Annotated in this window: 21 protein-coding genes; 7 read left to right on the top strand and 14 right to left on the bottom strand. The window is 60.3% G+C overall.

What is annotated here, in order from left to right:
- Positions 1–52: 52 nt before the first annotated feature.
- The 3 genes from rpoC to AC24GY_RS05115 all read left to right on the top strand — a co-directional run bounded on the left by rpoC (position 53) and on the right by AC24GY_RS05115 (position 5,402).
- Entirely contained in the window at positions 53–4,192 is a 4,140-nt protein-coding gene (gene rpoC, locus AC24GY_RS05105) for a DNA-directed RNA polymerase subunit beta' (RefSeq protein WP_422320806.1), read from the top strand.
- Between the two features lie 143 nt (positions 4,193–4,335).
- Positions 4,336–5,046: an alpha/beta hydrolase gene (locus AC24GY_RS05110; RefSeq protein ID WP_487680848.1), complete on the top strand. Its 711-nt coding sequence runs from the start codon at positions 4,336–4,338 to the stop codon at positions 5,044–5,046.
- A gap of 140 nt (positions 5,047–5,186) precedes the next feature.
- Positions 5,187–5,402, top strand: coding sequence for a CsbD family protein (locus AC24GY_RS05115; RefSeq protein ID WP_487680850.1), 216 nt, complete (start codon positions 5,187–5,189; stop codon positions 5,400–5,402).
- A gap of 49 nt (positions 5,403–5,451) precedes the next feature.
- On the opposite strand, the gene AC24GY_RS05120 is transcribed toward AC24GY_RS05115, so the two are convergent.
- The 4 genes from AC24GY_RS05120 to AC24GY_RS05135 all read right to left on the bottom strand — a co-directional run bounded on the left by AC24GY_RS05120 (position 5,452) and on the right by AC24GY_RS05135 (position 9,288).
- Positions 5,452–6,333, bottom strand: a complete 882-nt coding sequence (locus tag AC24GY_RS05120) for a phosphodiester glycosidase family protein (RefSeq protein WP_487680851.1) — start codon at positions 6,331–6,333, stop codon at positions 5,452–5,454.
- Between the two features lie 4 nt (positions 6,334–6,337).
- Positions 6,338–6,934: a non-canonical purine NTP pyrophosphatase gene (locus AC24GY_RS05125; protein WP_487680853.1), complete on the bottom strand. Its 597-nt coding sequence runs from the start codon at positions 6,932–6,934 to the stop codon at positions 6,338–6,340.
- A gap of 128 nt (positions 6,935–7,062) precedes the next feature.
- On the bottom strand, positions 7,063–7,998 hold the full coding sequence (locus tag AC24GY_RS05130) for a CNNM domain-containing protein (RefSeq protein ID WP_487680855.1): 936 nt from the start codon (positions 7,996–7,998) through the stop codon (positions 7,063–7,065).
- A gap of 15 nt (positions 7,999–8,013) precedes the next feature.
- Positions 8,014–9,288 carry a CNNM domain-containing protein gene (locus AC24GY_RS05135; RefSeq protein WP_487680858.1) on the bottom strand — a complete coding sequence of 425 codons (1,275 nt, stop codon included), beginning with the start codon at positions 9,286–9,288 and terminating at the stop codon, positions 8,014–8,016.
- 114 nt (positions 9,289–9,402) lie between these two features.
- Here AC24GY_RS05135 and AC24GY_RS05140 point away from each other — a divergent pair, with 114 nt between their 5' ends.
- A complete protein-coding gene (locus tag AC24GY_RS05140) occupies positions 9,403–10,311 on the top strand; it encodes a ThuA domain-containing protein (protein WP_487680860.1) in 909 nt (302 codons plus the stop codon).
- 93 nt (positions 10,312–10,404) lie between these two features.
- Here the strand turns inward: AC24GY_RS05140 and AC24GY_RS05145 are convergent, their stop codons facing one another.
- The 3 genes from AC24GY_RS05145 to AC24GY_RS05155 form a co-directional block, all read right to left on the bottom strand.
- Positions 10,405–11,319, bottom strand: a complete 915-nt coding sequence (locus tag AC24GY_RS05145; RefSeq protein WP_487680862.1) for a bifunctional riboflavin kinase/FAD synthetase — start codon at positions 11,317–11,319, stop codon at positions 10,405–10,407.
- A 79-nt stretch (positions 11,320–11,398) separates the two neighbouring features.
- On the bottom strand, positions 11,399–11,590 hold the full coding sequence (locus AC24GY_RS05150) for a hypothetical protein (protein ID WP_487680864.1): 192 nt from the start codon (positions 11,588–11,590) through the stop codon (positions 11,399–11,401).
- A gap of 103 nt (positions 11,591–11,693) precedes the next feature.
- The gene (locus AC24GY_RS05155) at positions 11,694–12,395 is read right to left on the bottom strand and encodes a hypothetical protein (RefSeq protein ID WP_487680866.1); all 702 of its coding nucleotides are present in this window, start codon (positions 12,393–12,395) and stop codon (positions 11,694–11,696) included.
- A 335-nt stretch (positions 12,396–12,730) separates the two neighbouring features.
- Here AC24GY_RS05155 and AC24GY_RS05160 point away from each other — a divergent pair, with 335 nt between their 5' ends.
- Positions 12,731–13,792 carry a hypothetical protein gene (locus AC24GY_RS05160; RefSeq protein WP_487680868.1) on the top strand — a complete coding sequence of 354 codons (1,062 nt, stop codon included), beginning with the start codon at positions 12,731–12,733 and terminating at the stop codon, positions 13,790–13,792.
- A gap of 274 nt (positions 13,793–14,066) precedes the next feature.
- Here AC24GY_RS05160 and lspA read toward each other — a convergent pair whose 3' ends face one another.
- From lspA to AC24GY_RS05175, 3 genes are all read right to left on the bottom strand, one after another.
- Positions 14,067–14,603 (bottom strand): signal peptidase II, encoded by a 537-nt coding sequence (lspA, locus tag AC24GY_RS05165; protein ID WP_487680870.1) that lies wholly within the window; start codon positions 14,601–14,603, stop codon positions 14,067–14,069.
- A 183-nt stretch (positions 14,604–14,786) separates the two neighbouring features.
- Positions 14,787–15,923, bottom strand: coding sequence for a galactitol-1-phosphate 5-dehydrogenase (locus AC24GY_RS05170; protein ID WP_487680872.1), 1,137 nt, complete (start codon positions 15,921–15,923; stop codon positions 14,787–14,789).
- A 335-nt stretch (positions 15,924–16,258) separates the two neighbouring features.
- Positions 16,259–16,663: a peptide chain release factor-like protein gene (locus tag AC24GY_RS05175; RefSeq protein WP_422322871.1), complete on the bottom strand. Its 405-nt coding sequence runs from the start codon at positions 16,661–16,663 to the stop codon at positions 16,259–16,261.
- 219 nt (positions 16,664–16,882) lie between these two features.
- Between AC24GY_RS05175 and AC24GY_RS05180 the strand changes: the two genes are divergently transcribed.
- On the top strand, positions 16,883–17,680 hold the full coding sequence (locus AC24GY_RS05180) for a thymidylate synthase (RefSeq protein WP_487680875.1): 798 nt from the start codon (positions 16,883–16,885) through the stop codon (positions 17,678–17,680).
- Between the two features lie 206 nt (positions 17,681–17,886).
- On the opposite strand, the gene AC24GY_RS05185 is transcribed toward AC24GY_RS05180, so the two are convergent.
- Complete coding sequence (locus tag AC24GY_RS05185; protein ID WP_487680877.1) at positions 17,887–18,444, bottom strand: transposase; 558 nt, start codon at positions 18,442–18,444, stop codon at positions 17,887–17,889.
- A 246-nt stretch (positions 18,445–18,690) separates the two neighbouring features.
- Here AC24GY_RS05185 and AC24GY_RS05190 point away from each other — a divergent pair, with 246 nt between their 5' ends.
- Positions 18,691–19,665, top strand: a complete 975-nt coding sequence (locus AC24GY_RS05190; RefSeq protein ID WP_487680879.1) for a carboxylesterase family protein — start codon at positions 18,691–18,693, stop codon at positions 19,663–19,665.
- 67 nt (positions 19,666–19,732) lie between these two features.
- Here AC24GY_RS05190 and carA read toward each other — a convergent pair whose 3' ends face one another.
- The 3 genes from carA to AC24GY_RS05205 all read right to left on the bottom strand — a co-directional run bounded on the left by carA (position 19,733) and on the right by AC24GY_RS05205 (position 23,463).
- Positions 19,733–20,899 carry a glutamine-hydrolyzing carbamoyl-phosphate synthase small subunit gene (carA, locus tag AC24GY_RS05195; protein ID WP_487680881.1) on the bottom strand — a complete coding sequence of 389 codons (1,167 nt, stop codon included), beginning with the start codon at positions 20,897–20,899 and terminating at the stop codon, positions 19,733–19,735.
- A 296-nt stretch (positions 20,900–21,195) separates the two neighbouring features.
- Entirely contained in the window at positions 21,196–22,770 is a 1,575-nt protein-coding gene (metG, locus tag AC24GY_RS05200; protein ID WP_487680883.1) for a methionine--tRNA ligase, read from the bottom strand.
- A 75-nt stretch (positions 22,771–22,845) separates the two neighbouring features.
- Positions 22,846–23,463 carry a hypothetical protein gene (locus AC24GY_RS05205; RefSeq protein WP_487680885.1) on the bottom strand — a complete coding sequence of 206 codons (618 nt, stop codon included), beginning with the start codon at positions 23,461–23,463 and terminating at the stop codon, positions 22,846–22,848.
- Between the last annotated feature and the right edge of the window lie 50 nt (positions 23,464–23,513).

The raw sequence follows: 23,513 nt of genomic DNA on the forward strand, positions 1-23,513 counted from the left end.
CTCCTTCCCCCAGAAACCCAGCGCAAAAACCTGCCACCCATCTCCACACATCATGAATGCTGACGCGAGCTTGAAAGAAATCTTCGGGGAACCCCAACACGGCGAGGAGTTCGACTATGTGTCGATCTGCATCGCCTCTGCGGACCGCACCCGCTCCTGGTCCTCCGGTGAAGTTAAGAATCCAGAAACCATCAACTACCGTACGTTCAAGCCAGAAAAGGGCGGCCTTTTCTGCGAACGTATCTTCGGACCCACCCGTGACTGGGAGTGCGCCTGCGGCAAGTACAAGCGCATCAAGCACAAGGGTGTCGTTTGCGATCGCTGCGGCGTCGAAGTGACCCTTTCCCGCGTTCGTCGCGAGCGCATGGGCCACATCGAACTCGCCGTGCCGGTGACGCACATCTGGTTCTACAAGTGCATGCCTTCCCGCATCGGCCTCATGCTCGACATGACCGCCCGTTCGCTGGAGCGCGTGATCTACTATGAAGACTACATGGTCATCGATCCAGGCAGCACCCCGCTTCAGCGCGGCCAGCTCCTGACCGAAGTCGACCTTCGTGAAGCCGAAGAGCAGTACGGTGCAGACGCCTTCCGCGTCGGCATGGGTGCTCAGGCCATCCGTGACATCTTCGCCCAGCTCAACCTGGCCGAAGTGACCAAGGAACTCGAAGAGGCGATGACCAAGACGCGCTCCAAGCAGATCCGCAAGAAGCTCGCCAAGCGCCTCAAGCTCTGCCAGGGCTTTGCCGAAAGCCACAGCCGTCCTGAGTGGATGATTCTGGAAGTGCTGCCGGTCATCCCGCCAGACCTTCGCCCCCTCGTCCCCCTCGAAGGCGGCCGCTTTGCCACCTCCGACTTGAACGACCTCTATCGTCGCGTCATCAACCGCAACAACCGTCTCAAGAACCTCCTTCAGCTCCGCACGCCGGATGTCATCATCCGCAACGAAAAGCGCATGCTGCAGGAAGCTGTGGACGCCTTGTTCGACAACGGCCGCCATGGCCGTCCGGTGACCGGCGCAGGCAACCGCCCGCTGAAGTCCATGTCCGACATGCTCAAGGGCAAGTCCGGCCGCTTCCGTCAGAACCTTCTCGGCAAGCGCGTCGACTACTCCGGCCGTTCCGTCATCGTGATCGGACCTGACCTTCTGCTGCACCAATGCGGTCTGCCGAAGAAGATGGCCCTCGTGCTGTTCGAACCCTTCATCATCCGCCGTCTCAAGGAGATGGGCCTGGTGCACACCGTGCGCTCCGCGAAGAAGATGATCGAACGCCGCACGCCTGAAGTGTGGGACATTCTGGACGAAGTGACCAAGGGGCACCCCGTTCTCCTCAACCGCGCTCCGACGCTCCATCGTCTTTCGATCCAGGCTTTCGAGCCGAAGCTCATCGAAGGTGAGGCCATTCGCGTGCATCCCCTCGTTTGTACGGCCTACAACGCCGACTTCGACGGTGACCAGATGGCCGTTCACGTCCCGCTTTCCATCGAAGCTCAGATGGAAGCCCGCCTGCTCATGCTTGCGCCGAACAACCTGTTCAGCCCTGCCAGCGGCAAGCCGGTGATGAATCCCTCCCAGGACATTCCTCTGGGTTGCTACTTCCTTACCTACCTGCGTGAGTTCCCGAACCAAGACGCCAAGGCCAAGAAGGGTGATGTGGAAGGTCGCGTGCCGATCTTCAATGACGCCCCTGAAGTTGAATTCGCCATTTCCGAAGGCGGCTTGACGGTGAACGACAAGATTCGTTTCCGCAATCCCGACTGGAATCTGCCGAAGCGTCCTTATGGCGATCCTACCAAGGCTGTCATCGAGACAACCGCAGGTCGTGTTCTCTTCAACGAAACCTGGCCTGAAGGCCTCGGCTTCATCAACACCACCGTCGGCAAGAAGCAGATCTCCGACATCATCTGGCGTTGTTTCCAGACCGTGGGCCAGAAGGAAACCGTCCACGCGCTGGACCGTCTCAAGCAGCTCGGCTTCCGCGAAGCGACCCGTTCCGGTTGCTCCATCGGTATCACCGACATGGTCATCCCGACCGCCAAGGCCGCTGGTCTTGAAAACGCCTACAAGCAGATCGAAGAAATCGAGAAGCAGTATCGCCGTGGTATTATCACCAACGGTGAGCGCTATCAGAAGATCATCGACATCTGGACGCAGGTGGGTGAAATCGTCGCCGACGAACTCTTCCGCACCCTGGAATACAACGAGGGCAAGAAGCACCACAATCCGCTCTACGTCATGGTGAACTCGGGCGCCCGAGGCAACCGTACGCAGATCAAGCAGCTTGCCGGCATGCGCGGTCTGATGGCCAAGCCTTCCGGTGAAATTATCGAACGTCCGATCACCTCGAACTTCCGTGAAGGTCTGAGCGTGCTCGAATACTTCATCTCCACTCACGGTGCTCGTAAAGGCCTTGCCGATACCGCTCTGAAGACGGCTGACTCCGGGTACATGACCCGCAAGCTCGTCGACGTGTCCCAGGACGTCATCGTCACTGAGGAAGACTGCGGCACCGTCAACGGCATCACGCTCTCCTCCATCTATCAGGGTGACGAAGAAATCGTTGATCTCAAGACCCGCGTCTATGGCCGTGTCTCCTGCGAAACGATCCATGATCCCGTGGACAAGAGCATCGTCATCAAGGCAGGTCAGCTCGCTTCCGAAAAAGAAGCCGCTCACCTTGCGAAGATCGGCGTCGAGAAGCTCAAGATCCGCTCCGTGCTCACTTGCGAAAGCAAGCGCGGCTGCTGCTCGAAGTGCTACGGCCTCCACCTCGCCACGCATCGCATGGCGAAGATCGGCGAAGCCGTCGGCATCGTCGCCGCACAGTCCATCGGCGAACCCGGAACGCAGCTCACCATGCGTACCTTCCACGTGGGTGGTGCTGCCACGGCCTCCTTCAAGCAGCCCTTCATCAACGTCAAAAACGCTGGTACCGTCAAATACACCGACATGCGTGCGGTTACCACGATCGAAGGCACCTGGATCGCCCTCACCAAGAACGGCATCCTCTCCATCCATGACGACGACGGTCGCGAACTCGAAAGCCACAAGCTGGTCACGGGTGCCGTTATCTCCGTCGAAGACGGTGGCAAGGTCAAGAAGGGCCAGCAGGTCGTCACTTGGGATCCGTATAACGTGCCGATTATCACCGAGAAGGCTGGTAAGCTGGAGTTCCGCGACATGATCTCCGGCATCACGATCACCAAGGAAAAGAACGAGTCCACCGGCAACGAAGAAACCGTCGTCATCGAGCACAAGGAAGACCTCCATCCGCAGGTCGTCGTGGTGAATCCGAAGACGCACGAAGTTCTCGCCAGCTACACCATTCCAGCGGGCGCTCACTTGAGCGTGAAGAACAACGAGAAGGTCGAGGCTGGTACCACCATCGCCAAGACGCCTCGTAAGGCCTCCAAGACGAAGGACATCACCGGTGGTCTTCCTCGTGTGGCCGAACTCTTCGAAGCCCGCAAGCCGAAGGACGCCTGCGAAATCGCCCGTATCGACGGTGTGGTTGAAATCGGCGGTCTGGTCCGTGGCAAGCGCCGCGTGATCGTCACCGACAACAAGACCGGCCAGCAGGAAGAACATCTCATCCCCCGCAGCAAGCACATCTTGCTGTTCAACGGCGACCACGTCAGCAAAGGCGACCAGATCACCGACGGTCCAGTCGTTCCGCATGACCTCCTCGAAATTCTTGGCCCACAGGCTCTCCGCGAGCACTTGGTCAACGAAGTGCAGGAAGTGTACCGCGCTCAGGGTGTGGAAATCAATGACAAGCACGTTGAGATCATCATCCGTCAGATGCTGCGCAAGGTGAAGGTCACCGACACCGGCGACACCGAGTTCCTCTGGGGCGACCAGATCGACCGCGGCGAGTTCGAGAAGGAAAACAACCGTGTTTCCGAAGAAGGCGGCAAGCCTGCAGAGGCAGAGCCTGTCCTCCTCGGCATCACCAAGGCTTCCATCGAAACCGAATCCTTCATCTCGGCTGCTTCCTTCCAGGACACCACCCGTGTGCTCACCGAAGCCGCCACCCTTGCCAAGTCCGACTTCCTGCGCGGCTTCAAGGAAAACGTCATCATGGGTCACCTCATCCCGGCCGGCACTGGCTTCATCAGCAACCGCAACTTCGAACTCCACGAAACCGAGCGCCCTGCGCTGCCTGCCATCGTGGACGAAGACGCTGCCTAAGCCCGCCCGTCCGTTCAAACCTCACCCGCCTCCTTCGGTGCAAGCCGTCGGAGGCGGTTTTGCGTACTGGAGGCGTGGTGGCCGTGGTTGCACCTTAAGTGGCGCATGGCTATAGCTTGCGATTATCTGCGCCGCTTTTCCCCATGAAACACCTCCTCGCCACCGTCCTTCTCATTTTTCTAGCGACAGTCTCAGAGGCGGCCAAGCCGAAGCCTTTCATCTTTGTGCCGAAGGATGCCGCGGAGCCTATGCCTGTGGCCGTGTGGCTGCAGGGTTATCGTGGATATTCACCTCTGGGCCCCATGCCCGGCGAAACGACGGAGGCCATGCAGAAACTGGCCGATACACTCGGCGCGGTGATCCTCGGCTTTCCCGCCACCACAGACCTGGGCGATGACACGCAGCAGTGGTCCGAAGAGCCGGTGGCAGACCACGCCTACATTCAGGACAGGCTGAAAACGCTCACGACGGGGCTGAAAGTGGATCTGACCCGGGTCGGATTGTTCGGCTTCTCCCAAGGCGCGATGGTGGCTGCGGATCTTGCCACCCTGTATCCGGAGTCATATCGAGGAGCCATCCTGATGTCGCCCGGAGGCATGGGGGCACCGAAGGTTGCGGAGCGGAGGTTGCCGGTTCACGCCACCCAGGTTTACTTCTGCTTTTGTGGCGCTGAGGAGCATGAAGGCAACGTCGGCCTCACCAAGGCATATGCGCAACATTTGGAGAAGGTTCTGGGTGCCCACGTCACTCTGAAGCTCTATGAAGGCGTCTCCAAGCACGCCCGGCCACCCGATTTCATGACCCAGTTCACCACCTGGATGGGAGCCATTCTGAAGCCCGTGGAGAAGCGCTGAGTCACCCAGGCAGAGTGCATGCAACATTCCCCGATGAGTGGCTCAGGGGACCGCTGGAGCAGGTGGAGACGAATTGAGGATGGTACCGTTATTTCCGCTTTTGCGGCATGAGGTTCCTCCACCCCCAATCAGCAACGTCGATGAACACAATCCTAATCCAAGGCACCTGGAACATCCTCAAAGGCAAGCTCAAACAAGCTTGCGCATTGCTCACGGGTGACGATCTGAAGTATGAAAAAGGCAAGACGGTGGAATTCCTCGGACGCATTCAAAAAAAGACCGGCGAGAAACGCACTGCCATCCAAAGAACGATGCGCGAGTGCGAAGAACTGCGGCAGCGCATAGGCGGGTGCTAGAGTCTTTGTGGCTGAGGAAGCGCTTCGTCCGCCTTGGAAGTGTGGCCCCTCACTTCGGCACGATGCCCAGATAATTCCTCACCGTGCTCCAGCCGGGATGGGTGTGTTCGCGGCCGTCATTGGTGCGGAAATAGAGGGCGGAGGAATGGCCGCCATCGAGATTGAGCGCACGGTTCACGGTGAATGCGGGCATGACGCCGGGGGTGGTGAGCAGCTCGGCGAGTTCACTCAGGGTGATGTCTTGCGCGAGGCCCAGGCACCACTGGTTGCCGCCGTCGTTGGCGATGAAGGTGCGGGTGCTGCGCTTCTTGGCATCGAGTCCAGCCACGGCCTGACCGCCATCGACCAGACGCGGGCCGGCCTGCAGGAGTTCACTGGTGCCTTCGGGATTCACATCCGCATTCCACAGCAGTTGGGGCTGAGAAGTGACAATGACCGCGCCGGTGAGCAGCGGGCCCGTCTGCCAGATGCCGGTACGCTTGCCACTGGCGATCATCAGGCCCATGGGCTTGAATTCAGGCGTGAAGAAACCGCCGTTCACGCCAGCCACGGCTGCGGCACCGCGCATGCAGTCGGTGAGGCGGTTGCCGCCGGACCAGTCTTCCGGCTGGTCGATGACCTTGAGATCAAACTGGCGGTCGTCGAAGACCACGACCTGAACCTGGAAGGAGTGGCGCTCGCGGCCGATTTTGTATTCGATCACCGAGGCACCGCCGACGAGTGGCTGGCCTTTGAAATCGGAGATGGCCGTCCAGCTTGCTGTCGGAGCTGACTTGGCCGGAGGAGTCTGCACGGCCACTTCCTCCACCGTAGGGTAGGGTGGGACGAGGGGCGGCTGTCCTGACTCTGCTTGGACGGGCGCGGGTGCGGGCGGTGGAGGCGTGCTGCAGCCTGCCAGTGCCAGGGTGAGGATGAAGATCAGCGGGCGCATAAGCTCAGGCCAGTGAGGCGAGTTGTTCCTTCATCGCCGCGAGGGCGCGCGCACGATGGCTGAGCTGGTTCTTCGTTTCCGCAGGGAGAACACCGAACGTGTCCGTAAAGCCATCAGGAATAAAAAGCGCATCGTAGCCAAAGCCACCCGCACCCACTTCCTCCGTGAGCAGACGGCCTTCCACGCTGCCGCTTGTGACGTGCAGCACTTCGCCATCACGCGCCAGAACCATGCAGCATTGGAAGCGTCCGGTGAAGCGGAGGTCCTGCGGCAGTTTGGCGAGTTCGCTTTTCAATTTCGCGCGGTTGTCTGCGGCATTGGCGGTCTCTCCTGCATAGCGTGCGCTGCGCACACCGGGCGCACCGTCCAGCGCATCCACCTCAAGACCCGAATCATCCGCCAGCACCAGCAGGCCGGGCACCCCCCGGCTGCCGCTCACGGCTTTGATGATGGCGTTGGCCTCGAAGGTGTCGCCGGTCTCTTCATCCAGCGTGACACCAGGGTGAGCGCGAAGATCTTCGACCTGCCAATCCTCTCCGAGAATAGCGGCGACTTCTTCAGTCTTGTGGGCATTGGAGGTGGCGAAGACGAGCTGAGGCATGGCCTATGGATGGCGGTGGCGGTGGACGTTTTCAACCGGCTCCATTTATGATTTACGATTTATGATTTGGGAACCCGATTTCGACAGGCGGCTTGGCCGTCCTTGAAATCGTAAATCATCAATCCCCGCTAATGCATCAGCGGCTCCAGCAGTCGCTCCTCCGTGATAAGGCCGATGGGCTGCTGGCGTTCATCCACCACGATGGCGAGGCGGCGGCCGGATTTGCGCATGCGCTGCAGCGTGTGCAGGGCAGGCAGGCTGGCGGGCATGGCATCCAGCGTGCGCATATGGTGGCGCACGAGGCGGTCCGGGGGGATGACGGCGGGAAGGTCGGTGGTGTCGAGCAAGCCGATGAAGCTGCCATTGTCTCCCAGCACAGGAAGCAGCGTGCAGTTTTGCTCACGGGCCACAATCAAAGCGGTGCTGAGCGGGATCTCAGCGGCAAGGGCGATGCTGCGTGCCAGCGGCTGCATGATGTCGCCGGTGCTCAGCTTTTTGTAGTCGAGCACGCGTTCGATGAGATGCATGGCGTTGGCAGAAAGCTGATGCTGGGCGGCGAGCTCCTGCGCCAGCGATTTCAGATCGTCGCGCCCGCGTGTTTGCCGTGCCTCGCTGGGGACTTCACTGGTGGCGGTGCTTTTTTTGCCGGTCACCACGCGAAATAGAGGACGCGCCAGACCGACGAGATGGACGAGCGGCGAGACACTGCGCATGGAGCGGAAGGGATAGCTGCGAAAGAGCTTCTTGGGCATGACCTCCAGGCCGATGAGGAAAACAGGCAGCGCGAGCGTGAAGGCCAGCACGTAGCCCCACAGAGTCGCATGGTGAATGATGGGAAAAGCGACGAGCAGGAAGGCGGCGAGATTGGTGAGGTGATTGGCCACGGTGATGCAGCCGATCAAGGCGTCACGGTCTTCCAGCAGCGGCAGCAGGCCGCGTGCACGGCGGTCGCCGGCGCTGGCTGCATGGCGCACACGCACACGGCTGACGGCCATCACCGCGCTCTCCAGTCCGGAGAGCATGAAGGAAAGAGCGAGGCAGAGAATGAGCAGGAGCCAGGTCATGTGGGTGGGATGAAATTAGCCGGCGCTGGATTCGTCAGAAGATTTGAGTTTGAGGCGGAGCTCCACCTCCTGAATGCGGGCACGCACGATGCGGCGCACCTTGATGTCCGCGTCGTCAAGGTTGATGCGTTCACCGGGCTTGGGCACATGACCGAGCTGATTGAAAACAAGGCCGCCGATGGTGTCGATGCCGCCGACATCCAGGTCGACGTTGAAATCGAGATTGAGTTCTTCTTTGATGTGATCCAGCCGCGTGCCGCCATCCAGCAGGAAACGACCGCCGCCGAGATCGCGAATCTCCGAGGTCTCACCATGCCAGGGGGCGGCTTCGTAAAGCAGCCAGTCGGCGATCTCACGGCGGGTGATCATGCCTTCCAGCCCGCCGTATTCATCCGCGATGAGCGCCGGTTGTTCGTCACGTTGCAGATGGTGCTGCAAGGCTTCGAGCACGGGCATGGTCTCGGGCACAAAGGCCGGCGTGCGCAGGAGTGTGCGCCAGTCCGGACGGTTCGCGAGTTTCCAGGCATTGGTGTCGAGCACGCCTTCGACCGAGTCGGGCGTCTCGCCATACACAATGACAAAACGTCCGGCGGATTTTTCCAGGATGGCGGTTGTTTTTTGCGGTGAGTCCTCGCTGCTCATGAGCGCGAGATCCACGCGCGGGATCATGCAGTCGCGCACGGTGAGTGATTCGATGTCGAGCACCTCATGGATCATGGCGCTGTCATCGCTGTCCAGCAGGCCCTGCTCCTGGCGCATTTCCACCAGGGTTTCGAATTCATCACGCGTCACGGGCATGCGCATCTTGATGTGCCGGGTGACGAATTTTTGCAGCAGCGCGTCCGTGGTGCGATCAACAAGCAGCGCTAGAGGGTCGATCACATTTCTCAGCGGGTGCAGCAAACGCAGGCTGCCGAGCAGAACCACGGAGGGATTGCGAGCGGCAAAAAATTTGGGAGCCATGTCTCCTAGCAGGACCGTTGCCAAGAATATTACGGATGCTGTGAGCCACACATTCCACCCAGATGCCAGCAGCGGACCGGTGACAATCCACAGCCCAAGTGCGGCGAGGGAGAGATTCAGCGCTGCGGAAAGCAGCAAAGTGTGGTGCAGCTGCGCAAAGGGATTGGCGGTGATGGCTCGCAGTCTTTGCGCCACGGCGCCTTCGCCAGCTGCAAGCAGCTGCGCTTCGACATCGCGCGCGCTGTGGATGGCCGTTTCCGCAGCAGAAATAACCGCGAGCAGCAGGAGCAGCGCGAAGTAGAGAAGGAAGGCAACAAACAGGGGCATTGAGAGACCTCTTAGTGTGGGTGGTGGCAGCACCGAGGGTCAAGGTGAATTACGAAGTGTTCCAAATGTTCGTTCTTGCCAAAATTGTGACGTACTGATAGCAACGTTTCAACCATGCGCTCCATCCTCCTCACCTTCCTCCTGTGTGCCGCCGCCAGCCTGCAGGCCGCAGACAAACTGAAAGTCCTCATTGTGGACGGGCAGAACAACCACAAGTGGGACATCACCACGCCCGTGCTGCGCAATGCGCTGGAGAGCAGCGGCGCCTTCACCGTCGAAGTCACCACCACGCCGCCCAAAGGATCTCCCAAGGAAGCCTGGCATGCCTGGAAACCGATGTTCACCGATTACGCTGCGGTGGTGAGCAACTACAACGGCGAGCCCTGGCCGCAGAATGTGCGTGATGCCTTCACGAAGTACGTGGCTGACGGCGGCGGCTTTGTTTCGATTCATGCGGCAAACAATTCCTTTCCCGAGTGGAAGGAATACAATGACATGATCGGTGTCGGCGGCTGGGGCGGTCGTAATGAAAAGTCCGGCCCCTGGCTGTATGTGAAGGATGGGAAACTCTTCCGCGACACCGTGACGGGGAATGGCGGCGCTCACGGCGCGCAGCATGAGTTCATCGTCGAAATTCAGAATTCGAATCATCCGATCACAAAAGGACTCCCCAAGCGCTGGCTGCACGCCAAGGACGAGCTCTACAGCAAGCTGCGCGGCCCTGCCGAAAATGTGGAGGTGCTGACCACGGCTGTGTCTGACCTCACCGCTGTGAGCGAGCCGAACAACCTGGTGCTCAACTATCAAAAAGGCCGGGTGTTTCACACCACGCTGGGCCATGCGGACTACTCGATGCTGGACCGCGGCTTCTACACCATCCTCCAGCGCGGCACCGAATGGGCGGCCACCGGCAAGGTGGAGCGCACAGCAGCCGTGCCTGCGGATTTCCCGACTGAAACCGCGGTGAGCGTGGTGAAGCTGGAAGGTTATCCGAAGCAGGAAGCGCCGAAGCCGAAGAAGTAAGGCCTCTGACTCTGAAGTACGACAGACAGGAGTGTCTGTCGTACTTGTCTTCGCCGCGCTCGGTTCCTAACGGTTCACGGCATTTAAAATGCGTTACGAATGTGCGGCCAGAATATCTCGCGCGATCTGCGCCTTGAGCTCATCCAGGCTGCTGAATTTCATCTCGCTGCGCAGGTGGCGGGTGAAGCGCACCTCCATGTCCTGGCCATAGATGTCGCCGCTCCAGTTGAGCAGGTGGACTTCGAGGGAAGGATCGGCGTCTGCCGCGACGGTGGGCCGACGGCCGAGATTGGCCACGCCCGGGAACCATTGCTCACCCACGCGCGCCTCCACGGCGTAAACGCCGAGGGGCGGGAGCTGCTCGTTTTCCACATCGACATTCGCCGTGGGGAAGCCGAGCTGACGGCCAAGCTTCTGGCCTTCGACCACGGTGCCAAAGACGGAGTACTCGCGCCCCAGCAGAGTGGCGGCTTTGTGGAAATTCCCTTTCGAGACCGCCTCGCGGATCAGGGTGCTGCTGACCACTTCAGAGTCGATTTTCAAAGGCGGCACGCCATACACGGCAAAGTCATGCTCCTGCCCCATTTCCATGAGCAGGTGAATGTTGCCTTCACGCCCATGTCCAAAGCTCCAGGTGTAGCCGACGGAAATGCAGCCCAGCGGGCGTGAGGCTCTCACCAGCTGCTGGAGGAAATCGCGTGCGGGCGTTTTGGCCGTCTCGGCGGTGAAGGGGCATGCCAGCAGGCAGGAGATGCCCGTTTGGGCGAGAATGAGGCGCTGATGGCGCGGACCGCAGAGCAGTTTGGGGGCGGAGCCCGGCCGTAGCACCTGCATGGGGTGCGGATCGAAAGTCACGACGACTGCGGTGCCGTGGTGCTGCGTGGCGTGTTCCTGGGCCGCGCGAATGACCTCTTGATGCCCGAGGTGGATTCCATCAAACACGCCCACGGCAAGAGCGAGGGGGCCGGGAAGTGTGGAAAGGGCGTCGATGGAGCGAAGAACCTGCATGCGTTGGAGCGGTGAGCCATACCAGTGGCGATGCAGAGCGCAAGGTGAAGGGCGTCAGCCGCTGCCTTCAGCCTCCGGCTTACTTCATGTTGCTCAGGGTGCTCCAGAAGGTCTTCAGCACGCTCTTCTTGCCGAGGCTGATGCTGCTTTGGACGTCGGTGTGGGCGGTGCCGATGACCTTGTTCATCACTTCACCGTAAGCAGGCATCGAGTTCCAGCCGAGGGAGATTTCTTTGTTGGAGGCGGTGGAGGTGGTGGTGTTCGTTTTCATATGATTCGTAAATTTGAGAATTTTGAGGGGATTCAGGCGGTGCGATTCAGATTTGAATGAAGCTTTGTTTACGAGTGTGATAATCGAGTCACAAAAATGAGAATTAAAAGCCAACAGGATGGCGAGGGCTGAAGCCAGCATAGTTGCGGCCCTGGGTGCGCCAGCGTGGACCTTCGCCCGTCATCTGGCCGGAGGTGTCCATGCGAAGACCGCAGATGGTGATGAAAACATGCTCACCAGGCTTCACCCAGATGGTGATGAAGCGGCCCACGCCAGGCTGGCCATAGTTGGCGAACTCCTTGCTGGACAGGCAGCGGTTCAGCAATCCTGCCTTCATAAGGACGTAAGAAGTGCTGCTGCTGCAGTCATAAGCGCTGTCTTCGATGTTGCGATGGCCACCGCCCAGCACGTAGGGCTTGTTCTGGAGGGTGTTGGCTGCATAAACGGCGAACTGAAGGGCCTGAGGAGCGGTCTGGCCGACGGAAGCGAAGCGGCCGTCAAAGCGGATCTGAGAATTGCCACCGACGGCAGCGCGGGGAGCGGCGGCGCGCTGAGCTGCAGCCTGCTGGGCGGCGGCCTGAGCGGCGGCTTGGTCAGCGTAGTAGCGGGCCCAGCCAGCGGCGTTGGCCTGCTGCTGAGCGTTCCAAGCGGCCCAAGCCTGCGCATTGGCTTGTTCCTGAGCGTAAGCAGCCTGTGCCTGAGGGGCGGCATAGTAACCGGCGGCAGAGTAACCGTTCTGGGCGTTCGCGGCGCAAGCGATGGCGAGGAGGCTGACGGTGAGTGCGAGGCGGATGAGTGTTTTCATGGCTGCGTGTGTGGCTCTTGTTTCTGCTAGTATTTATAACAGAAATTATAGAACGTGCAACAACCATATCGGAAATTACTCAAATATTTGTAAAAGTGATAAACATATCTGTATAACCACTATACAAAAAACTCATTTTCAGTAGTTTATATTGGACGAGTGTTGTTCGCATAATCGCGAATTCGCCATTTTAGAATCGAGTTAATCCCAAAAGAGAAAGAAAAATGGGCTTCTTTGTTACAATTGGCAGCAAAATACGATCATTATAGAGAAGGCATAAAATCACTCTTTTCTAATTCTTGCGCATGGAGCGTCTTCTTTGAGAATGGGCCTCCATGAAATCACGCCTGCAGCCTCTTCGAATACCGGTTCTGGCCTTCTTCCTTCTGGCTGCGTGCGGACGTGGTGCGGAGCCTCTGACCACGACTTATTTCTATGACGAGGAAAGCATGCGCTACCTGACCCTGCGCCAGACTTCCGCCACGAGCGTGGAGGTGATCACGCGCTGGGCCTCGGAACCAGGATCGACTGGCGTGTGGACGGGGCAGGGGACCCGCAAAGACAATCTGCTTACCTTTGCCGCCTTGGTGGATGAGGGGCAGGATCGCGGATCGTATTTCATCGCCAAGGGAGGGGAGTCGAAAATGGAGATCCTGTTCAAGCCGGGACAGAAGATGCCGCAAGACCCTGGCATCCTTGGCATCTATCGCCGCGTGAGTGATGAGAAGCGGCTGCAACTGGCCCGCAAAGAATCCCAGGCGGCGGATGAACGCCTGAGCGTGGCCTTGAAGGAGGCCTCGCACACTTGGTCTGGCGTGGACAAGACGGTGCCGGCCGACTGGAAGGCCCGCTGGCCGGCGCTGCTGGGCCGCTGGATGAAGATCGCCTATCAGCCCCCGGAGCCTGTGAAGGCCAAACCTGCGCCGCTTTCTGCTCCGGGCAAAGACGCGCCGACGCCGGAGAGGGATGTGAACTACTGGCTCAAGCTTGCCCAAGTCACGGCGGCAGCCTACGGCTTCATGCAGCAGCCGGTGGTGCTGAAGAGCTCCTCCTGGGATGGCGAGTATGACGACGGCTTTGGCGGGCACGTGAGCATCCGCCGCGCGAAGGACGGCAAGCTGCGTGTGAACCTGAACTGCACGCGGGTGAACGAAAACCAGGGCTCCGATCTGGCCGGCCAAATACCGCCTGAGTCGGTGACTTCCAAGAACGATGAGACCACCGCTACTGCGGTCTTCGCCGAGACAGATGTGCCGGAAGCCGCCAAGGAGGTTAGCATCACGCTCAAGCGCAAAGGCAGCTTTCTCTGGGTGGAAACCAAACGCAAAGCGACCCCTCCCGGCAGTTTGTCATGGTTCGACGGCATCTACCGCTGGTCGCCGGTGCCGAAGGAGTGAGGGGAGAGCTGTCAGAGCGTAGGTTGGGTGTGTTTGGCGAACAAGACACTCATCAACACGCGAATGCCTCTTCGCCAAACCGCCCGACTACGAGGGCGTTCTTATGTCATGGTGCGTTGCCGTACGCTGATGGACGGCGGGCTGTCGCCACCCCCATCCTACAATCACGTCGAAGCCCTTAGGCTGCAAGGAAGCGCGCAGATGATGCTCGCCTCAGTGCTCGAGCGAAGATAAGGGAGCACATCCACAGGCTGGCAGCCTGTGTCATCCTTCGTTACGCCTTCTTCACTGGCTGCCCCGGCGTTTCAAAGAACGACGCCAGCGCCAGCAGGATGGCGGCGCACACGACGCAGGAATCCGCCACATTGAAGGAAGGCCAGGGGTGGAATGGCCAGAAGCCGAAGTCGAAGCGCAGGAAGTCCACGACGTAGCCGTCGAAAAACGTGCCGTCGAAAAGCTTGCCGCCTTCGTGATTGCGGAAGAGGCGGTCGGTGAGATTGCCGAAGATGCCGGAGACCAGCAGCGCCACGGCGGTGCGGCTCAGCTTGCCGGGAAACAGGCCTTTGCCATGCATCACGTAGATGAACACGAGCGCGGCCAGCGAGATGGCGGTGAAGGCGTAGTTCGCATACTGCGTGCCGTTGAACATGCCAAAGGCCACACCGGTGTTCGAGGCATGGTGCAGCCAGAAGACGCCGGGGATGACTTCCTGCTCGGTCTCGTAGAGCCTGAAATGCTGCACGATCCAGTTCTTGGAGAACTGGTCGAGAATGTAGAGAGGCAGCGAGAGGAGCAGGAAGAGGCGGATCATAAAAAATGTCGAATGATGAATTCGGAGCCGAGCGAAGCGAGACAGACGAACGAAGTGAGCCCAGGGGGGGGGGCGGAGCGAATCAATGACGAATGTTAAGAAGAAGAAATCGAGTGAGCGCGCGGATCGTGGTCATTCGTCATTCGTCATTCGACATTCTGCATTCGTCATTGGCTTGGCTCCTCAGGCGGGCTGCAGCACGACCTTGAGCAGGCCTTCCTTGTTGTCATGCAGGCGCTTGAACCAGCCTGCGCCTTCGGAGAGGGGCACCACGGCGCTGAGCAGCGGCTCCACCTGGATGCTGCCGTCCTGAATGCGGCGGATGGCTTCGGGGTACTCACCGGCACAGGAGCAGGAGCCCTTGATGGTGAGCTGGCGTGTGACGACTTCCTGAAGAGGGAAGGGGGTGTTGGGCTGCAGGTTGCCGATCAGCACCACCTGGCCGCCTTTGCGCACGCTGCGGATCGCGAGATCGAGCGGGGCACCGGCGCCCACGACTTCAAAGCTGGCGTCAGCACCGTCGCCGCCGCAGATCTGGCGGATGTGCATGGCCAGGCCTTCCTGCTTGGCGTTGAAGGTTTCTTCGGCACCCAGCTTGCGGGCGAGTTCCAGACGGCTGTCATCAAGATCCACGGCGATCACCTTTTCCCAGCCGCGTGCTTTCAGCGCCTGAATGACCAGCAGACCGATCAAGCCAGCACCCACCACGACGGCGACGCCGCCATTCGCTTCGTCCGTGTCGTCTTCGACTTCGGCTCCGTGGTTGTGCTCGCAGTCATGGCCGCAGCCTTCGGTGTGGACGTGCTGGAAGGCTTCTCCCACTTCGATGCCATCGGCCAGATTCACCGCGTGCAGGGCGATGGACACTGGCTCAGCAAAGGCAGCCTTCTCATAGGAAAGGTCATCCGGGATGCGGTAGAGGATGCGGGTTGGCAGGGCGATCTTTTCTGCGAAGCAGCCATGGCGGCGGTATTCGCCGGGGGACACGCCGAGCACGCGGCGGTTTGGGCAGAGATTGACGAAGCCGGCTTTGCACTCCTCGCACTCGCCGCAGTATTCGGTGGAGTCAAAGGTCACGCGGTCGCCGAGGTTCCAGTCGGTCACGCCTTCGCCCACGGCGATGATTTCACCGGCGGCTTCATGGCCCATGACGATGGGCATCTGGCGGCGGCCGCTGCGGCCGTCCATGCCGTGGATGTCGCTGCCGCAGATGCCGCAGGCGGCGATCTTGACCAGCACTTCGCCGGCGGCTGCGGTGGGTTCAGGGAATTCGAGGTCGTAGTTGAACTCGGAGGGGGCGGTGAGGACGAGCGCTTTCATGGGGAGCGCGGATCATGCCCCGAGTGTGGCCGGAGGCAAGGAGGGAAGTTGTTTCAGCCTGCTGCATTCTGAGGCTGCTCTGGCTGCTGGGGAGGGAGGTGAGTCAATCGAATGACGAATGAGTAAATCCGAATGTCGAAGCTCGTGGCGGAAGATTTATGCATTGTCCCACGGCTCCGCAGACATGCGGCGCATGTATTGTAGTTCCTGCTTTAGCAGGTTCCGGTCGCGCCATCCAGAGCCTGCTAAAGCAGGTGCTACAATACGCTCCGTGGGCACGCGGAGGTGTGCGGCCAGCTCCTCCCTTCCAAATGCAGCACCTTCGCCTTTTGCCGCTACTCCTCCCCGCCCACCTTGCCGCGCCCTTCCTTGATGCCGGCGCGGTGACGCTTGCCCGCCACGTAGCGGCGCTTCAGGCCCCGCGGGCGCGCGCGGGTCTGGCGGCGGACTTTTTCGCGGTCGTTCTGGATTTCCATCTGCGCGCTTTTGAAGGCCGCTTCCAAGCGGTCGCACAGTTCCTGGCGGGCGATCAGGCGGTTCTGCGACTGCGAGCGCTCGCGCTGGCAGCGCACCTCCAGGCCGCTGGGCACGTGGCGCAGCACCACAGTGGAGCTGGTCTTGTTGATCTTTTGGCCGCCCGCGCCGCCGCCGCGAATGAACGACTCCTCCAGATCCTCCTCACGGATGCGGAGTTTCTGCATGCGGGTGCGCAACGCGGGGTCATCAGGCAGATCGGCCATGCCTCAACATCGGGGCAGGGGAGGTTTGGTGCAACTGAGGATACGGAAGTGGATGGCCGCAAAAAGACACAAAAAAGGTGAAGTGGTGGAGGGAGGAATGGTCCCTCCTATGACTCCGGTTTTTGCGTTTTCTGCGTTTCTTTGCGGCCATCCCTCCGGCATTCCCGCTCCACTCGCCGAAACCTTTGCATCCTTTCCACATCCCGCTATGGCTGGACGATGGAAGAATACCACCGCCTGCTGCGCAAAGTGCTCGAACACGGAAGCTACCGTGAGGACCGCACCGGCACGGGGGCGTACTCCGTGTTTGGCGAGCAGAGCCGCTATGATCTCAGCACCACCTTCCCGCTCGTCACCACCAAGAAGCTGCACCTGCGCTCCATCATTCATGAGCTGCTGTGGTTTCTAAAAGGAGACACGAACGTGAAGTACCTGCAGGACAACAAGGTCACCATCTGGGACGAATGGGCGGACGAAAACGGCGATCTCGGACCCGTCTACGGCGCGCAGTGGCGGCGCTGGCAGGGGGCTCCGGGGGCTGAGACACACGATCAAATCGCCAGCCTCATCCACGGCATCAAAACGAATCCCTACAGCCGCCGCCACATCGTCAGCGCCTGGAACGTGCCGCACATCGAGAAGATGGCGCTGCCCCCCTGCCACTGCCTGTTCCAGTTCTTTGTGGATCGCGGCCGGCTGAGCTGCCAGCTCTACCAGCGCAGCGCGGATCTCTTCCTGGGCGTGCCCTTCAACATCGCGAGCTATGCCCTGCTCACCCAGATGGTCGCCCAGGTCTGCGACCTCCAGCCCGGCGAATTCGTCCACACCTTCGGCGATCTCCATCTCTACAAAAACCACCTCGAACAGGCCAAGCTCCAGCTCACCCGCGAGTGCCGCGCGCTGCCGGTGATGAAGCTGAATCCTGACGTGAAGGAGATCGACGCGTTTAAGTACGAGGACTTCACGCTGGAAGGGTATGACCCGCATCCGGCGATCAAAGCGGAGATCGCGGTATAGCTGTTTATAAGGCTGAGCTCCTCGTACGCTTTGCGTCCTGGAGTGCGCCGGCCCTCCGGCGCTTTCGAGCGTCTCGTGGTCTGCGACATCTCCCCAGCCTGCGAAAAGCTCCAGGGGACTGGAGCACTCCAGGACGCTGTCACGTGGCAAATGGTCCAGAGCCATGCGTGCGCTTCGGTTCTAGGAAGCTGGCCGCGGGGTTTGAATCACCAATCGTGATCGACATCGTAATCATCTTCCACTTTCACCTTGTCAGTCTTGAAGCGCTGAATGGACTTCACCATGGCTGCACTGGTGGTTTGTTCGAACCATGCCGCCGAGCACCAGGGGTAGTCTCTGGCGATGGGGACCAACCCATGATGAACGGCGTTTGTGTGAGTGTAGTTCAGTCGTGCGAAATAGGAGGTCGTATGCGTGAGCTGGGTCTCACGGAAGTTGTGCCAGACATTGCGGCCCGGAGTTTCGTCCAGTTTATTAACCCAGCCTGCCAGTTTCACATGCAGCACTCTGAGCATGTCCTGCAGCGAACCAGGATCAGCAGGTGATTTGGCGACGAAGTGGTAGTGATTTGAAAAAAACGCCCAGGCTTCCAAGTCCCAGCCGTATTCTTTTGCGACGGACAGAAGGCCACGTTGGGCGACTTCAAGGCGCCGGGGGCTGCGGAAATGATGCGCTTTGAGGTAGGTGGCAGCCGTCACGAAATAGGTCCCGCGCTCGGTGAGCCGATGAGGCGGCGCATGAGGCCAGTCGATGATGTTTGGCATGATGCGAGGTTGTCGAAGAGCGAGGTTTTTGGCAAGTCGCGACTGCGTTTTGATATGTGGTGGTGGCTATAGGAAAAAAGCATTGCGTGCGCTTTGCGTTTTGGAGTGCTCCAGTCCTCTGGAGCTTTTCGTAGGCCGTTGGACGCTCGAAAGCGCCGGAGGACCGGCGCACTCCAGGACGCTGGCGCGAACCAACACCCGCCTGAGCTTTTCGTGCCGACAAGTATGGCGGGCAGGCATCCTGCGATGAAACTGAAAGATCGCCCCCATTGGCACCTTTTCACCGCGATGCAATCCGCTGCCGCTGTTCTCCTCCTACTGCTGCTTGGCTCAATTGTGGATTTGCACGCTGCGGACGCGCCTGCGAGCAAGCCCACTCTCGCCGATGAGCCCTACGGCCCGCATGCGCGGCAGAGGCTGGACTTTTACCAAGCGAAGTCGGAGACGCCGACGCCGGTGGTGTTTTTCATCCACGGCGGGGGCTGGCTGAACGGGGACAAGGGGGCCTTCAACAACGAGAAGCCCTACCTCAATGCGGGCATTTCGGTGGTGTCGATCAACTACCGGCTGATTCCGGATGCGGAGGCGGACGGGCTGATGCCGCCGGTGCAGGGGCCGCTGCGGGATGCGGCGCGGGCCTTGCAGTTCGTGCGCAGCAAGGCGGCGGAGTGGAACCTCGACAAACAGCGCATTGGTGCGACGGGCAGTTCGGCGGGCTCGTGCAGCGCGCTGTGGCTGGCGTTTCACAAGGACATGGCAGATGCTGATAGCGCGGACCCCGTGGCGCGTGAGTCCACACGCCTGTGGTGCGTGGCGGTGGTGCGGGCACAGACCTCGCTGGATCCACAGCAGATGCAGACGTGGATTCCCAACTGCAACTACGGTGCGCATGCCTTCGGTTTCAAAGGGGAGCCGGGAACGAAGATCACACCGTTCACGGAGTTTCTCGTCAATCGGGAAAAGATCCTGCCGTGGATCGCGGAGTATTCACCCTATGCGCTGCTGACCGCCGATGATCCGCCGATGTATCTCTTCTACAACACGCCTCCTGCCATGGGGCAGCCGCAGGAAAGTGCGGCGCACAGTGCGAACTTCGGCGTGGGTTTGCAGCAGCGCTGCCGCACCCTCCGAGTGGAGTGCGAGTTGGTCTATCCCGGAGCGCCGGAGGTGAAGCATGCGGATGTGGCACCGTATTTGATCGAGCGGCTGAAGGAGAATTGAGAAAACAAAAATGCCGCAGCGCGATGGCTGCGGCATGACTTTTGTCCGTGTCTTGACGGCTCGCAGCTTACCTTCCCGTCTCGATCATCCGGGCAAACTCGGCGAAGAAGTACTTCGCGTCATGCGGGCCGGGGGCGGCTTCGGGGTGGTATTGGACGCTGAGGACGGGGGCTTCGCGGTGGCGCATGCCTTCCACGGTGCCGTCGTTGAGGTTGATGTGCGTGACCTCGACGTTGCCGGGCAGGGAGGAGGGATCGATGGCGAAGCCGTGGTTCTGGCTGGTGATGGACACCTTGCCATTGCGCAGGTCCTTCACGGGCTGGTTGCCGCCGCGATGGCCGAACTTGAGTTTGAAGGTCTTGCCGCCGTAGGCGTGACCGAGAATCTGGTGGCCGAGGCAGATGGCGAAGATGGGCATCTTGCCGATGAGCTCCTTCACTTCCTTGTGGATGTAGTCGAGCGCGGCGGGATCGCCAGGGCCGTTGGAAAGGAAGACACCGTCGGGGTTCTTGGCGAGCACGTCCTTGGCGCTGGTGGTGGCGGGGACCACGTCCACGCGGAAGCCATGCTGGCGAAGGCGGCGCAGAATGTTGCGCTTCACGCCGAAGTCATAGGCCACGATGTGGTGCTTGGCTTCAGGAAGGGGATGACGCACGTGGCCGTCGGCACCGGGCTCGCGATTCTGGCTGGGGCTGGGGATGTCCCAGTCACCGCTTTCGAGGCCTTCTGGATCCCACAGGTAGGGGGTCTTGGTGGTGACTTCCTTGACGTAGTCACTGCCTTCCATGGGCGGGCTGCTGGCGGCCTGCTTCACCGCTTCTTCAGTCGTGGCGGTGGTGGTGATGATGGCGCGCATGGCACCGCGGGTGCGCAGGTGGGCAGTCAGCGCGCGGGTGTCCACGCCCTGGATGCCGGGGATGTTCCACTGCTTGAGGTAGGAGTCGAGGCTCTGGGTGCTGCGCCAGTTGCTGGGCACCTCGCAGAGTTCTTCGATCACGAAGCCGCGCACGTGGGGCTGGTCGCTTTCCAGATCGAGGGGGTTCACGCCGTAGTTCCCGATCATGGGATACGTCATGGTCACGATCTGACCGCGATAGGAAGGATCGGTGAGAACCTCCTGATATCCGCTCATGGAGGTGTTAAAGCAGATTTCGCCGGTGTGGGTGGCATCGGCGCCGAACGCCGTGCCTTCAAACACTCGGCCGTCTTCGAGGGCGAGGAGGGCTTTCTTCATCAAGGTTGCGCCGCTGGTCATAGCCAGAAGGGCGGGGGGTGCAAGGGGTAAGACTGGGGACGGAAGGGAATACGCGGAGGATGGCCGCAAAGAGGCGCAAAAAGGTGCGAAAAAAGAGGGGGCGGGCGCTGCTTAGACCGTAGGACGGATGAGGCGACAGCCCGCCCGTCTGCGAGCGTGCGGCAAACACCAAGGCGTACGGACGTCCTCGCAGTCGGGCGGTTTGGCGAAGGGAGTTGGGGTGATTGAGAAAACACCGTGCGCCAAACACACCCAACTTACAGCGGGATTACGCGCTACTTCTTTTCCTCCACGATCTCCAGACGCGGGAACAACGGCACAGGCGCACCGAGCTGGTGGCCGCTTTGCAGCAGGCCCCACTTGAGGTCGCTGACTTTGAAGCCGTCCGGCAGAGTCCAGCCGATCTGGGCACGGGCGGTGGCCATGGCGGTGGGCATGATGGGATTGAGCAGCACGCTGACGTGTGTGAGCGCCTCCGCCAGATGGTAGAGCACGCTGTCAAGGCGGGTGGCTTGAGCGGGATCTTTGGCGAGGCCGAAGGGCTTCGTGCTGTCCACAAACGCATTCGCATGCGTGACGATCTTCCACGCGGCGGCGATGCCTTCATGGATGTCCCAGCCGTTCATTTTTTCAAGGTAGAGCGGCGTGGCCTCGGCGACCGTCTGGCGCAGGGCTTGATTGATCTCGTCATCGTAATCACCGGGCGTGAGCACACCATTGCGATACTTCTGCGCCATGTTGATGGAACGGTTGAGCAGATTGCCCAGGCCGCCGGCCAGTTCCTTGTTGTAGGACATGATGATGCGCTCGTCGCTGAAGTCGGCATCGTAGCCGGTGGCGATGTCGCGCATGAGGTAGTAGCGCAGGCCGTCGGGCGTGAAGGTGTCGGAGAGCACGTTCGGGTCGATCACGTTGCCGATGCTCTTGCTCATCTTCGCACCCTTCACATTCCACCAGCCGTGGACGATGAGCTTGGGGATCTGATCGTCGGGGAATCCGAGCGCATGCAGCATGATGGGCCAGTAGACAGCGTGCGCAGGCACGAGGATGTCCTTGCCGATAATCTCGGCATCGGCGGGCCAGATTTTTTCAAACTGCGGCAGGCCTTCATTGCCCACTTCATCGGCCAGATAGCCGGCGAAGCTGATGTAATTCGTCAGTGCGTCAAACCACACGTAGTTCACGAATTTCTCGTCAAAGGGCAGGGGAATGCCCCAGCTCAGGCGCTCCAGCGGGCGCGAGATGCAGAGGTCCTGTGCGTTGCCATCGAGGGAGTTGAGCACGTCGTTGGCGCGGTGCGGCGGGTAGATGAAATCGGGATTGCCACGGATGTAGTTTTTCAGCCATTCCACGTGATCGCTGAGGCGGAAGTACCAGTTTTCCTCCTGCAGTTCGACGACTTCGCCCCACTCCTCGCCGAAGTTGCCATCAGGACCGCGTTCTTTGTCGGTGAGGAACTGCTCCTGACGCACGGAGTAAAAGCCGCCGTAGCTCTTTTTGTAAAGCTGGCCGCAGTCGTGCAGCTTTTGCAGCATGGCCTGCACCACGCGCTTGTGCTTGATGTCCGTGGTGGCGGCCCAGCCGTCGTAACGCACGTTCAGCTTGTCCCACAGCGCGGTGAAATGCTGCGTGACACCATCCACAAACTCCTGCGGTGACTGCCCGGCTTTGTCGGCGCTTTTCTGCACCTTCTGCCCGTGCTGATCCACGCCGGTGAGGAAGTACACCTCACGCCCGTTCAGCCGCTGGAAGCGGGCCATGACGTCTGCCAGCACCTTCTCATAAGCGTGGCCGATGTGCGGCGGCGCGTTGGTGTAATCGATGGCAGTGGTGATGTAGTAGGGCTTCATGGTTGGACGCGCCATTCCATGCCCCCCTTCCTCCTGCAATTCAAGTGTTCCCTGCGCCACCCTGGGTGGCGTGGCTCAATGAACCCGGGTGACGAAGAAGCTGCCGACGAAAACCAGGAGGCCCAGACACACGAGCAAGAGCAGCATGATTCCGCAGAATCTCCAGAAGCGATGCTGCTCCGTGAGCGCCATGGCCAGATCTGCGAGCGACTGCGACTTCGCCAGCGAGGCAATGTTTGAGGCATAATTGCTCAGCTTCATTGCCGGGTAGAGGAGCAGGAGGGTGGCGAGCAGGCAGATGGGGATCAATGAACGCGCTCCATCCACCGCCAGGAGAAAACATGCCGGTATCATCAATGCGCAGCCGATTCCCATCGCGACAGAGATGAATCGCACCCACGGCCTGGTTTCGGCGAGTTCCTCTATGAGGGTGGGCGGCACCACGATGCTGGCTGCTGCGCGGGCATCGGCCATGGGTGCGGCATGCGGATGGAAGCCATCAGGATTCACGCCTGAAGGGGATGCTGCGGTATTGGCTGAACCCGCGATTTCAAACAAGCCCTGCCAGCCGGAGGTTTCGCGCCAGACCAGATCCGACAACCGAAAAAAGCCGGTCCGCAGACCTTTTTCGATCTTGGAGGTTTTGAAGTTTCCAAGTTCCTGCCCCTCGCGGGTGACCAAATAGACGCTCATGTGTGCCGGTCTCCCAGCAGTGACCATGCCCAAGTGGCGAGGTGTTTTGA

The sequence above is a fragment of the Prosthecobacter sp. Pr1 genome (assembly GCF_057652315.1).